This window comes from Undibacterium sp. RuTC16W (genome assembly GCF_049339445.1).
In the GTDB taxonomy this organism is placed as follows: domain Bacteria; phylum Pseudomonadota; class Gammaproteobacteria; order Burkholderiales; family Burkholderiaceae_D; genus Undibacterium.
The window spans coordinates 195623-208924 of the sequence record NZ_JBMPPE010000007.1; the positions used below are offsets into that span (position 1 = coordinate 195623).

Below are 13302 nucleotides of genomic sequence, written 5' to 3' on the forward strand. Positions count from 1 at the left end.
GGGTCTCCGTGCTTTTTAGTGTTGGCGGGGTAACGCCTCTGACAACCTGGTTCACCTTGTGAGTGAATCATATACCTCTTGCGAGCTTGCCACAGTAGCACGGTGTATTGCCGGTCTCAATGGACAGTGCGCAACAAATAGACCAGTACAGTACGGCTGACAGATGTGCAAAGTGTACCGGTCAAAGAACGAAAAAATCTCTTTAGGTGTCATTCTTTATTGCAAGTTATTTTGCAAATTCAACACAATCTAACAACGATCACGACATAAAAATCTGCGAGAATGATTATGAGATGAATTGTTATTCAAAACGCACAGCACAAAGAGACAAAATAAAAAACGACTATCCGAGAGGACAACATGGCCAACTACCAAGAGCTTGTCAGTCGCATCATGCAACCCTGCTCAATCGTCATGAGTAAATTAAGTCTGCGCACCAAGCTGCTCTGTATGGCAGTGACATTTGCGCTACCGATGCTCTTCCTCAGCGTCAATATCACACTCAAATACCAGCAAGATCTTGATATCGCCGCCGAAGAGGCGAACGGCATAGGCTTATCCAGACAGGTCATGAACCTGATCATAGAAACACAAAAACACCGCGGCCTCACGAATCTCAAATTTGCCGGACAAGACGTCGAGCAGCCATTGACCGCTACGCGCAGCAAGCTCAAGGAGCAGCTCAAACGCATCAACGACCTTGTGCTTGCCTCGCCCGGACTAGAGTTAGGCGCACCATGGAAAGCATTGTCTGAACCAATACAACAGATCTCCGATGGCAAACTTGCCGCTACAGCGGCTGATAATCTGAGCCAGCATCATCAACTGGTCGCTGACTGCATACGTTTTCTGCTACTGGAGGCCGAAAAAACCGGACTGGTGCTGGATCCTGAGGCAGCGACCTATTTTTTAATGGACGCGTCAATCCAAAAAATGCCGTCATGGATAGAAAATCTTGCCCAACTACGCGGACTGGGATCAGGCTTTGCAAAAAAGGGAGAACTCGACTTCAATGACAAGGCTATTTTAATTTCAAAGATAGAAGCACTAAAATTTGGCCTGAATACAGTGGTCGATACCAATGCATCTTTAAAACGCGCCAACGAAGAGATTCCTGCCTCACAAAAAGCCGCGATCGAGACCAGTGAAGCCTTTATTGCAACGACTAAAACTAACTTATTGGGAGAAAAAGTCAGCATCGATGGCAATGCTTTTTTTGAGCAAGGTACAACAGCAATCGGCAAACTGCTTGAATTTCAAACTGATGTCTTGAACCGGCTCGACCTCTTGCTACAACAACGCGTGAAAGACTTTGCGTTTAAGAGAAACCTGACCGTATGGGTTATCGTCATCGCATTTTTGTTCACGACTTATCTGATTTATGGTTTCTACCGGGGCTTCGTGCTCGCGCTTAGCGCCGTCTCGCAAGCATCAAAAGCGGTTGCCTCGGGTGATCTGACTGCCCAGATTCACATCTATGGCAAAGACGAGCTGGCACAGACCGGACTGGTGCTGGAAAACATGAATTTCAATTTATCCGGACTGGTCGCCAATGTCCGAAGCAATGCGAGTATGGTCTCGCAACTGGGTAACCAGCTCGCAACCGGCATCGGTGATCTGTCTGTCCGCACAGAGCAACAGGCATCGAGCCTGGAACAGACCTCAGCCAGTGTCGAAGATCTTGCCGAAACCGTGAAAAAAAATGCTGAGAGCGCGAGGTCCGTCGATATTCTCGCCTCGAAGGTCAGACTGATTGCCGAGTCCAGCAGTACTACAATGAGCGCCGCAGTTGACTCCATGCAAGGCATACAAACCAGCGCGTTGAAAATGCAGGAAATCGTCAGCCTGATTGACACGATTGCGTTCCAGACCAACATCCTCGCGCTGAATGCTGCGGTCGAAGCAGCGCGCGCCGGTGAGCAAGGACGCGGCTTTGCGGTTGTCGCCGCAGAAGTACGCAATCTCGCCCAGCGCAGTGCAGGCTCGGCCAAAGAGATTAAATTATTGATTGATGATTCGGTCAATCGCGTCAAAACCGGTGTATCACAAATCAATGAAGTCAATACGACCCTGACGGACATCGTCGATGGCATCCGTAATCTGGCGGGCAATATCAATTCCATCTCTACCGCATCAGAAGAACAAAGTAATGGCCTCGCGCAGATTTCTGAAGCGATACGTCATCTCGACGAAATCACACAGAGCAACGGACAGATGGCAGAGCAAGCCAAAAACTCCTCGATTCTGCTGGAGGAACGCGCTATCGGTTTAGCCAAAGCCGTGTCCTCATTCAAGCTCCGGCAAGGTACGGCGGACGAGGCCTTGATGTTTGTGAACAAGGCAGTCCATTTGTATAAAAGCGCGGGCCGCAATGCGCTGTCCATGATTACAGCGGACAAAGACAAGCAATTTGCCGATCGTGATATGTATGTATTCGCTTTTGATCGCAGCGGGCAGTATCGCGCATTCGCCGGCAACGCCTCAAAGCTGCAAGTCAATCTGCTTGAGGTCACGGGACTCGACGGGCGCAAACTGGTCTCCGATGCATTTGCGATTCCACAAAGTGGCGGCTGGGTCGATTACACCATCCTGAACCCGGCAACACGCAAAGTCGATGCAAAAATGTCGTATATCGTGCCAGTATCCGATGATCTGGTGCTGGGATGCGGCGTGTACAAAATTGTCTGACACGCGCTGACAAAAAACGATCAGCACAATCCTCTGCAAGTCGCTACGCTGAGCGCGCTATAATGTGCTGATGAAACTCAAATTCACCAAAATGCATGGCGCGGGTAACGATTTCGTTGTGATCGATGCCATTAACCAAGCCATCTCATTCACGCCTGCGCAATGGAAACTGCTGGCAGACCGGCGCTTTGGCGTGGGTGCCGACCAGATTCTGGTAGTCGAACAATCGCCGAGTGAAGGCATTGATTTTCGCTATCGCATCTATAACGCGGATGGCGGCGAAGTTGAACAATGCGGTAACGGTTCACGCGCTTTTGTACGCTTTGTCATCGACAAAAAACTCACCGCTAAAACAGCAATCCGCGTCGAAACCATGTCCGGCGTGATTGAGCCACGGCTCGAAGCCGATGGCAGCATCACGGTGAACATGGGTGCACCGGTTCTGGTGCCTGCCGATATCCCGTTTGACGCCGCAGGACTGACCGCCACCACACAGGGACGTGATGCGCTCTGGCCTCTGGAGATCAATGGCAAAACGACTCTATTCTCCACCGTCTCCATGGGCAATCCGCACGCCGTACAAGTCGTCGGCGACACCAGCACCGCTGCGGTCGCCACGGATGGTCCTGTGATTGAACATCACCCGCGCTTTCCGCGTCGGGTCAACGCAGGTTTTATGCAGATCGTCTCACCTCAACACATCCGTCTGCGCGTGTTCGAACGCGGCGCGGGTGAGACGCTGGCCTGTGGCACCGGTGCCTGCGCCGCTGCCGTTGCAGGCATCCGTCGTGGCCTGCTGGAGTCCCCTGTGCGGGTCAGCATGCAAGGCGGCGAGCTGTCGATTGCCTGGCAGGGCGAAGGACAGCCCGTGTATTTAAGCGGTCCGGCTGTCACTGTGTTTGACGGCGAAATCGACATTATCTAATTTACCGACATTGACCAAGAATGAATTCCTCTGACATCGCTGAGTACCTGACCAACCATCCGCATTTTTTTGAAGAACATGCCGAGCTCCTGTCCAGCGTCAAACTGACTAGCCCGTTGATGGGACGAGCGATTTCGCTGCAAGAACGCCAGATGGAAGTGGTGCGCGAAAAATATAAAGTGCTGGAATTACGCATGTCCGATCTGATGCGTCTGGCGCAAGAGAATGATGGAATTACGAATAAATTCCAGAGTTGGACGCGATCGTTGCTGCTGGCACGCAATGACGTCGATCTGCCACATATCCTGACCCAGGGCTTACAGGATATTTTTACTGTTCCCCATGCAACGCTGCGTCTGTGGCAAGTTGCGCCCGACTTTTCCCACACCTGGTTTGCCGAGCTTGTCAGTGAGGATGTGCAACTGTTCGCCAAAGGTCTGGTGACGCCGTATTGCGGTAGCAATCATGATTTTGAAGCGGCTGGCTGGATCGAATCCGATCACAGTATTCAATCGCTGGCGATGCTGCCTTTACGCCTGGCACCTGGCTCCGCTACGTTTGGTTTGCTGGTATTGGGCTCGCCTGATGCGGCCCGTTTTACCAAGGAAATGGCAACCGATTTTCTGGTAAAAATCGCGGACACCAGCAGCGCTGCGCTGAACTGCCTGATCGACTGACGATGTACGTAAATCCAATCTCAATCCACCACACACCATGACAGCTGATGCGCCCCGGACAGAGATTCACGACTATCTGGACGTCCTGCGCACTCAGCGGCAACTCTCGCCACATACGGTAGAGAGCTACCGGCTCGATTTACTCGAATTAAAAAAATTCGCCGGTGAGCTCAGTCTTGCCAGTCTGAGCTATCACCAGATCCGGCGTTTTACCTCGCAGTTACATGCGCAGGAAATCAATCCACGCTCGATTGCACGCAAACTCTCGTGCTGGCGCGGCTACTACCGCTGGCTGGCGGAGCAGATCACTCTGCCAGCGAATCCGGTCGATGGCATTAAACCGCCGAAAAAAAATAAGAGCTTACCCAAAGCCCTGGGCACTGATGATGCCGTGCGTCTGGTATCGCAGCATCGCTCCGATACGGCAAGCCAATGCGCGAACCGGGCGATGTTTGAATTGTTGTACTCCAGCGGATTGCGGGTGTCAGAACTGGTCGCACTCGATATCAGCCAGTCCAGTGAAAAAACACATGTCAGCCTGGGCTGGGTCGATCTCGAACAGGCGGAGGTGCATGTCACCGGCAAAGGCAATAAACAGCGCATCGTCCCGGTCGGCCGCCATGCCATAGATGCACTGCTCGCCTGGATTGGCGTGCGTCCGACCTTGCTGAAAGCCGATCCCCATCCCTTATTTTTAAGCGAGCGCGGCAACCGTATCTCGCAACGTCTTGTGCAACTGCGGATCAAGGCGCATGCACAGTCGCTGGGCATTCCGGCCGACGTGACGCCGCACGTCATGCGCCACTCATTTGCCAGCCATGTATTGCAATCCTCAGGCGACCTGCGTGCGGTTCAGGAAATGCTGGGGCATAGCTCGATTGCCGCGACCCAGATCTATACCTCGCTCGACTTTCAGCATCTGTCCAAAGTCTATGATCAGGCGCATCCCAGAGCGAAGAAATAATATACTCCCCCTTATTTTATTAAAAATAGGCCTGATCCCGCCCTTAGATAGGGTGCATTAAAATATACTAGGGATGAGTATATTGAATCATCATCAAACATCATTCATGCATGCCAATGCTGCCGCCATGCGTCGAGACACTGGTAGAGCCAATCGCGCACGATACGATAACGAGACGGATCATGCTCAAGTTCTTCGCTGCTTTCGCATGATGTGGCGGCAGACAAACGCGGCAAAGGCGACTCATCGCCAAAGAAATTATTCAACTCTACAACCGATGCCGCATTCCATTCAGGATGAAATTGCACAGCAATACGCCGCTCGCCATGGGTCACATATTGCTGAGAACAAGCCGGACTGCTGGCGTGGAGTACAGCACCCGGCGGCAAACTGAAACTATCTTCATGCCACTGCAATACCGCCATCTCACTACCATGCGTAAATTGCACCTGGCTCCAGCCGCCTTCTTTTTCAATAGCCGGAGCAAGCTCTGCCCCGAGGCAGCTTGCAAGTAATTGCGCTCCCATACAAATTGCGAACACCGGCGCGTCTAGCTCCAGGATCTGCTGCAGCCACATCCGCTCAGTTTGTAACCACAATGGAGGGCGGTACACGGCATAAGGGCCACCCAGAATAACCACGGGATCCGCACACACTATCGGCAACTCTCCCAGATCGGCGCGCACTATGTTGAGGTGCACGCCTCGCGACGCTGCCCACAAAGCAATCTCACCCGGCCCTTCGGCAGAATGATGCTGAATCACATTGAGCGATAGTTTGAGCGGCTTAAGAGGTTGGTCTGGCATAAATGAGTATTCGTTGGACATGCAATCTGCCTCTCAAAACACAGCCTCAGAAGATGCAGAATATGAACTAATGCAGAGAGTATATTAATGCATCAGTGCTTTTCTCCGCCTCTGTTGCGCCTCTGTGCCTTCGTGCCTCTGTGGTGAGAGGTTTTGTTTTTGCGCAGGTTTATAACGGTATTACAGATTGATAAAAAGGTCCAAGCGCTCACTCAGGCAGAGTAAATAAGCACCAGGTTTCTTTGCATCACAATAAAGGCATTTTGCAACTGAATTGCATTTTCAGGCATAATAGCGCAAAGTACCACACAGAATACATCCTCACTACCGCCGTTTTGCTCTCACCGATTTTCATCATGACAGCCGCCATTCGCAAAAAATCACCCACACTTTCTCAGACCGCAAACGAGGTGAGAGCGCTAGCCGAACACATGCTGCAACAAGCGACGATCCGGGTAACAGAAGCACGTACCAGCGTCCTGACGACCCTGCTCAATACCAGCCGCGCCTTATCGCATCAGGAGATACAAGATACCCTGCCGGAGATGGACAGAGTGACGCTATACCGTGCACTTGACTGTCTGACCGATGCCGGTCTGGCACACAAGATTGCCGGCGATGACAGAATTTTTCGCTACAACACAGGAAGCGACGATCAGGCCCATATCGCAACGAGCGGCATACAGCATCAGCATGGCCATTTCAAATGCACGCGCTGCGCCAAAGTGTTTTGCCTTGATGAAGAACAGCATTGTACGAACCAGTCACATCATCACCCGTCTCTTCAGGATCAGTTACAGGCGACCCTGCAAGCGACGCTGGGTAAGGGTTTTCAGAATCACGACATAGAACTGACCATCAAAGGCTGGTGCGCCGAATGCGCCAGATAAAACGACAAAACGCACAAAGTACAGAAAGATAGTTATGGCATTAATTCCCACCACGATACTGACCGGCTTCTTAGGTTCGGGTAAAACCACGTTGCTGAACCGGATTCTACAAGAAGATCACGGTCACAAAATCGCCGTGATTGAAAATGAATTCGGCGAAGAGAATATCGACAACGATATTCTGGTACAAGACCGCAATGAGCAAATTATCGAAATGAACAATGGCTGCATCTGCTGCACAGTTCGCGGCGACCTGATTGTGGCTCTGAGCAATCTGATACAGCAAAAGAATGACGGCAAGATCGACTTTGAGCGCGTCGTGATTGAGACGACCGGTCTTGCCAATCCGGGACCGGTTGCGCAAACCTTCTTCGTCGATGAAGAAGTCGGCAGTTATTACATGCTGGATGCCGTTGTCACCATGGTCGATGCGCGCCACGCCATGCAACAACTCGACGAGCATGAAGAAGCGCAACGCCAGGTCGGTTTTGCCGACAAAATTCTGCTATCTAAAACTGACCTGGTGGATGTGGAACAAGTCCGCAGCTTGCGACAACGCCTGAGCCGTATGAACCCGCGTGCCACCATCAGCATTGCCGATTTTGGCAAAGTCGCGATCAGCGAAGTGCTGGATCTGAAAGGCTTCAACCTGAATGCCAAACTCGAACTGGATCCGGATTTTTTACTGGCAGAAGCGGCCCATGAACATACTGAGGAGCACATTGACGAGCATCATGTGCATGACGAACATTGCGGGCATGCTCATGACGAGCACCATCATGACCATCATCACGCTCATCATTCCGATGATATCGCCGCCTTTGTGTTTAAAAGCACACAAGCATTTAATACCGCAAAACTCGATGAGTTTCTAGGGGGGCTGGTCAATGTATTCGGCCCGCGCATGTTGCGCTACAAAGGCGTGCTGCTGATGGATGGCGCGGATCGCAAGGTCATTTTTCAAGGCGTGCATCAAATTATGGGCACGGACGTCGGCATGAAATGGGGTGACGACGAGTTGCGCGAGAGCAAGATGGTGTTTATTGGCAAAAATTTACCTAAAGAAGTATTTATTGATGGTTTAAAACTATGTTTGGTATAAACTAGCGGGCTACTGAATCGGGGCAACAGCTTTTGCTGTCCTTGCAATGTAAATGGCAAACTTCATCAGGATGTCATTTACTTTGTCAGTAAGGGGAGGATAATGGCTAGCCAAATGCAGATTCAATGCAATTTAGCTATTACTTGTATGTTAATCCGTCGTATCGAAAGTCAGCGAAGTGGCAACTAAATCACCTAAATCGACTGCAACAGTCAATGCGCCCGCAGCTCTGCTCACCGAAGAAGAAATTCTTAAGATGGGCGAGAAGGACTACATGAATGCTGCACAACTGGCATTTTTTAAAGCCCGTTTGCAACAGCTAGAGAAGGATTTGCTTAAAAACGCCGACGAAACTACCGAACATCTACGCGAAACCGTGCTGGTTCCGGATCCGGCTGACCGCGCCACCATCGAAGAAGAGCATGCGCTGGAATTGCGTACCCGCGATCGTGAACGTAAATTGTTGAAAAAAGTTCAGCAATCCATCGCCAGCATCGACGAAGGCGACTACGGCTGGTGTGAAGAAACGGGCGAGCCTATCGGCGTTCCACGTTTGTTAGCGCGACCAACAGCGACCCTGTCTCTGGAAGCACAGCAAAGACGCGAAATGAAGCAAAAACTATACGGCGATTAATTCTCGCCGTAAGGTAAGTCAACAGCGTGCATTATCCATGCACGCTTTTTTTGGCAAGATGTATGCAACCCAGTTGCAATCAATAAGCACTTAGTTCGCGATTGAGGACGTTTAAGCAAAAGAATGTCAGTTTTTTGCCACACTACCGGATGCAGCAATCGCCGCAATCCATGTGCTAGTTTTTTAGCCAAACAAGCCTTCGTCAGATCATTCTCTTGTAAAAGATAGGATGCGAACTTAAATGATGCAAACTTGTCATAAAACAAGCTACAAATAAATACCCTCATGGCGACATGAAAAGACAGCAAACGATACGCAATATCACAGCAATATATCTGAACACTTTTTTGTAAAAATCACGAAATCTGTATGCGATTTTTCTCTCTATCTCGTCCACATCACACGGCCCGCTTGCTGTTGTGGATACTGCTGCCCGCATTATTGCTGGCGCAGTGGATAGGACAAAGTCACAAAATCGCCCATGCCGGCTGGAGCAATGGCAAGCCCGCCTACAATGTGCTTGTCAGTCAGGCTCAGAACCCGTCTGCAGTCACACTTTTAGAAGCGTTCAGCCAGCCATTTGGCGACGATAAACAAGTACACTCCTGCGCGTTCCTTGATGCACTGACAGCCGCAGACTGTCTCCATGCAGTAACGCCACCATTACCGGATTTAGCCGGCACCTCCATTCCTGCCGATCTGCCCGCCGAACAAAGCTGGCAAGCACCTTTGCAACTGCACTTTTCCTCCCGCGCACCACCAGCTTCCCTTTCCTGATCGGGCGATCTGCCCACTGCAATGTCACGAGCCATCGTTTCGATGACGCTTGTTTTTTTCCATTTTTCAGGAAGTATTATGTCTTTCCAACGTTCCCTTATCGCAAGCGCCGTGCTGTCTGCACTGGCCTCATTGAGTTCTGCCGCATTCGCCGATAGCACGATCAATACCGTCACTGTTTCATCTAATCCACTAGGCAATGATGAGAATATGCAAATCCTGACGCCCGCCAAAATTCTCTCTGGCCCTGAGTTACGCGCCAAACTTGGTACCTCCCTGGGCGACACATTAGGTGGCGAACTGGGTGTCGCTGCCTCAGGTTTTGGTGCCGGGGCATCACGTCCGATTATTCGTGGACTAGAAGGTCCGCGTGTGAAAATTTTGCAAAACGGGATGGGTGTCGCCGACGTCTCCAGCCTTTCTAATGACCATGCCGTTGCCAGCGAAAGTGCAACCGCACAGCAAATCGAAATTTTGCGCGGCCCTGCAGCGCTGTTGTATGGCAGCGGCGCAATCGGTGGTTTGGTCAATGTAGTTGATGAGCGGATTCCCACCGTGCTCAGCAAGCAAATCAGCGGCGAAGCTGAACTGCGTTACGGCAGCGTGAATCAGGAAAAAAATGCCTCATTCTCACTCCTCGGTTCCAGTGGCGATGTGGCATTCCATCTCGATGGCAATACGCGCGATACCGGCGACTACCGCATCCCCGGACAAACTGAAACTGGCAACCCTAGTTCTGCAAGCGGCAAATTACCGACCAGCTACACACATGAAACAAGTTTCGGGATCGGCGCGGCGCTGATCAAGGATTGGGGCCATGTTGGCGCTGCAGTACAAACAATGAGCGATCGCTACGGTATTCCTACCGCTGAAAAATCCTTCATCGACCTGAAGCAAAATCGCCTTGATATCGATGGCATGATCAAATCACCTTTGTCCGGTTTTGATTCGCTGCATTTCAAGCTTGCCGATACGGATTACAAACATACCGAGAAGATGGAAAATGGCACGCCCATTACCGATTTCACGAATAAGTCCCTGGAAACCCGCATCAGCCTTGCGCACAAGAACTGGGACGGATGGGAGGGTAGCTGGGGCATGCAAACAGAGAACATCCGCTTCTCCGCCTTATCTGCCAGCACAGGTCGCTCCGATACTGTGCCGACAACCAAGTCCACATCCTTCGCCTTATTCGCCGTTGAGCAAAAAGCGTTTGGTGATGTGATGGCCAGTGCTGGTGCGCGTATCGAAAACGTCAAACGCGATCCCGAAGCACAGTTCCAGCTACCAAGCCGCAGCTTCAATATCGGCTCTGCATCGGTCGGCGGTTTATGGCAATTCGCACCAGGCTATGGCATCGGCGCGACGCTATCGATGGCACAACGCGCACCATCGACCGAAGAACTGTATTCGAACGGTCCGCATGAATCGACGTCGACCTACGACATCGGCAGCAATACATTGAAAAAAGAAAGCTCGCGCAATCTGGAATTGACCGCACAAAAAACAACCGGGCTGATCCGCTGGAAAATCAATACCTTCCTGAACAAAGTCAGCAACTATGTGTATGGTCATAGCGATGGCACCAAAGTAGATGAAGCTGGCATCCCTGATGCCGATGCAGAATTCACCCGTCGCTATTGGTCCCAAGCGAGCGCGACTATACGCGGCGGCGAGGCTGAAGTGAGCTACAACCAGCATGGCGAAGGTTTATCAGTACGCGCGTTCGCCGACACATCCCGTGGCACGCTCGACGATGCAGGCAATCTGCCACTGCAACCGGCAACACGTTTGGGCATCGATCTCGCTTATAAAATGGGTGCGTGGAATGGTGGCCTGAATATATTGCGTGCACAAAGTCAGGACCGGCTCGCGAGTTTTGAGGATTATGTGACGCCGGGTTATACCAAGCTTGATGCCAGCCTAACCTACACGCATGCCTACAATAACAGCCAGCTCACTTGGTTCTTATTGGCGAAAAATCTCTTGAATCAAGATATCCGTCTTGCGACATCGGTATTAAAAGAAACCGTACCTCAGCCGGGTCGCGGTGTCGTCGCCGGAGTCAGAGTGATGTTTTAAATGCAGGCCTTGCCAGGTAAGTAAATTACAAATCAACAGAACACCAGCAACACAAAACGGTCAAAAAAAGAGGGCGGACTAAGCCCTCTTTTTTTATTATCCGACAAATTTCACAGAGCATACGCAGGCTCAAATACAAAATTATTCTTGTCTGTTACAATTTTTGTAGAATTTTTTACATTTTCATTAGAGCAAAGCCGCAGCACGGCCAACAAAAGTTACATGTTTCAGACTATACTTTAGCTTCGCCAAATTGGTTGCGTATCCATGACCAAGATTATTTTGTAATCCAAAGAAGCACATAATAGTTTCAACTATTTATATTCAGGAATAACGTGGGGATTTTTTCGCTTTTCGGCAAGAAGAATGGTCAGCAGGAGAATGACTCCTCGCAGAAAACTTCTGCTAAAAAAACACGTTCAAAAAGCGGCAATACCGATATCGCGGTGCCTGCTGAGGACGAATTAGCGTCTCAATCCATCATGGCGCAACGCCATGTTGCACGCGCAACTGCCCGTAAAATTGATGCGATCGAATTTGAGATGTCGCGCGATATGGGCAAAACAAAGAGCCCGATTCCTGCTAAATCTGCGTCTGATGCTGTGAGTAAAAAAGCAGCAAAAAATGCCGATGCTTCCGCAGAACACATTACCGATTTTCAAAGCACTCTCCCACTGGAAGTACCGGCCACTGATTATCTGCTAAGTCAGCATACGGATGTGATGACGCCGGAACTAGCCGAGAGCGAGTCAATACCATTACTGGAAGAAGCAGGAATCCTGTTCGCCAGTGGTCAGAAAGAGGTCGCCGCACAAATGTTGCGATCGGCGATACATAATAATAGTCTCGGTCACGTTGAACAGATTGGCTGGTATATGCTGTTCGACCTATATCAGATCACCGGTAATCAGCAGCAGTTTGACAGTCTGTCGCTTGACTACGCGAGTAAATTCGAAACATCGCCGCCAATCTGGCATGGCCCCGATGAAGCGGAAGCAGATACAGAAAACGAGGCAGACCAAACCACGGCCAATCTGTCTTTCCCAGCAAGCCTGGATGCGAATATCGTTAAGGTATTAGCCCGCTTGCAACAGATGAGCCTGAAAAGTCAAAGCCTGAAACTCGACTTTACCCGCGTAAAAGAAGTAGCTCCAGTCGGCTGCGGCCTGCTGTTACGGGCGATCAAGAATCTGAAAAAGACCAAGCATGATCTGATGCTGGTGGCGGCGCAAGATCTGGCGGATAACATCCGTGCGATCTTGCAAGTAGGCCGTCGTGACGAAACTGAAGCTCCATGGCTGCTGCTATTGGAAATCCTGCAATTGCTCCACTTCGAACAAGCGTTTGAAGAAGTCAGTATGGATTACTGTATTACGTTTGAAGTGTCTCCTCCTTCATTTGAAGCACCGATCAATAAAGTCACCACCTCCCTGCCAGATATCCGGATCGAAACACTTCAGCCTTCAAACCGTTTCATGATGCCTGTTGTCATCGACGGCAAAACTGACATCCTGATCAATCGTATCGCCGAACACGCCAAAATTTTCCACAACCCCCTGATTCTCGACTGCTCTAAACTTGAACGGGTCGAATTCGGTGCATCTGCCCAGCTGCTGAACGGTTTGGTACCGATCTCGTCAGCACGCGACACGCATATCCAGTTTGTCGAAGTTAATTACCTCGTCATGGCGCTGTTCAATGCAATGGGCCTGAAAAACGTTGCCACTATTTTTCCGCGCAAACGTTAATTTCCACAC

11 protein-coding genes are annotated in these 13302 nt (G+C 50.6%); 10 read left to right on the forward strand and 1 reads right to left on the reverse strand.

The window, feature by feature from the left end:
- Positions 1-360 precede the first annotated feature (360 nt).
- The 4 genes from ACO0K4_RS14885 to xerC all read left to right on the forward strand — a co-directional run bounded on the left by ACO0K4_RS14885 (position 361) and on the right by xerC (position 5254).
- Positions 361-2688, forward strand: coding sequence for a methyl-accepting chemotaxis protein (locus tag ACO0K4_RS14885; protein WP_422957421.1), 2328 nt, complete (start codon positions 361-363; stop codon positions 2686-2688).
- Between the two features lie 70 nt (positions 2689-2758).
- Positions 2759-3613 carry a diaminopimelate epimerase gene (gene dapF / locus ACO0K4_RS14890; RefSeq protein WP_422957422.1) on the forward strand — a complete coding sequence of 285 codons (855 nt, stop codon included), beginning with the start codon at positions 2759-2761 and terminating at the stop codon, positions 3611-3613.
- 20 nt (positions 3614-3633) lie between these two features.
- A complete protein-coding gene (locus ACO0K4_RS14895; RefSeq protein ID WP_422957423.1) occupies positions 3634-4290 on the forward strand; it encodes a DUF484 family protein in 657 nt (218 codons plus the stop codon).
- 37 nt (positions 4291-4327) lie between these two features.
- Entirely contained in the window at positions 4328-5254 is a 927-nt protein-coding gene (gene xerC / locus ACO0K4_RS14900) for a tyrosine recombinase XerC (RefSeq protein ID WP_422957424.1), read from the forward strand.
- Between the two features lie 104 nt (positions 5255-5358).
- On the opposite strand, the gene ACO0K4_RS14905 is transcribed toward xerC, so the two are convergent.
- Complete coding sequence (locus tag ACO0K4_RS14905; protein ID WP_422957425.1) at positions 5359-6060, reverse strand: type 1 glutamine amidotransferase; 702 nt, start codon at positions 6058-6060, stop codon at positions 5359-5361.
- 356 nt (positions 6061-6416) lie between these two features.
- Between ACO0K4_RS14905 and ACO0K4_RS14910 the strand changes: the two genes are divergently transcribed.
- From ACO0K4_RS14910 to ACO0K4_RS14935, 6 genes are all read left to right on the forward strand, one after another.
- Positions 6417-6950 carry a Fur family transcriptional regulator gene (locus ACO0K4_RS14910; RefSeq protein WP_422957426.1) on the forward strand — a complete coding sequence of 178 codons (534 nt, stop codon included), beginning with the start codon at positions 6417-6419 and terminating at the stop codon, positions 6948-6950.
- Positions 6951-6984: 34 nt separating this feature from the next.
- Positions 6985-8052: a CobW family GTP-binding protein gene (locus ACO0K4_RS14915; protein WP_422957427.1), complete on the forward strand. Its 1068-nt coding sequence runs from the start codon at positions 6985-6987 to the stop codon at positions 8050-8052.
- Between the two features lie 229 nt (positions 8053-8281).
- A complete protein-coding gene (gene dksA / locus ACO0K4_RS14920) occupies positions 8282-8686 on the forward strand; it encodes an RNA polymerase-binding protein DksA (RefSeq protein WP_262838172.1) in 405 nt (134 codons plus the stop codon).
- Positions 8687-9055: 369 nt separating this feature from the next.
- A complete protein-coding gene (locus tag ACO0K4_RS14925; protein WP_422957428.1) occupies positions 9056-9463 on the forward strand; it encodes a hypothetical protein in 408 nt (135 codons plus the stop codon).
- A gap of 78 nt (positions 9464-9541) precedes the next feature.
- Positions 9542-11545: a TonB-dependent receptor gene (locus ACO0K4_RS14930; RefSeq protein ID WP_422957429.1), complete on the forward strand. Its 2004-nt coding sequence runs from the start codon at positions 9542-9544 to the stop codon at positions 11543-11545.
- A 335-nt stretch (positions 11546-11880) separates the two neighbouring features.
- Positions 11881-13293, forward strand: a complete 1413-nt coding sequence (locus tag ACO0K4_RS14935; RefSeq protein WP_422957430.1) for a hypothetical protein — start codon at positions 11881-11883, stop codon at positions 13291-13293.
- The last annotated feature ends 9 nt before the right edge of the window (positions 13294-13302 follow it).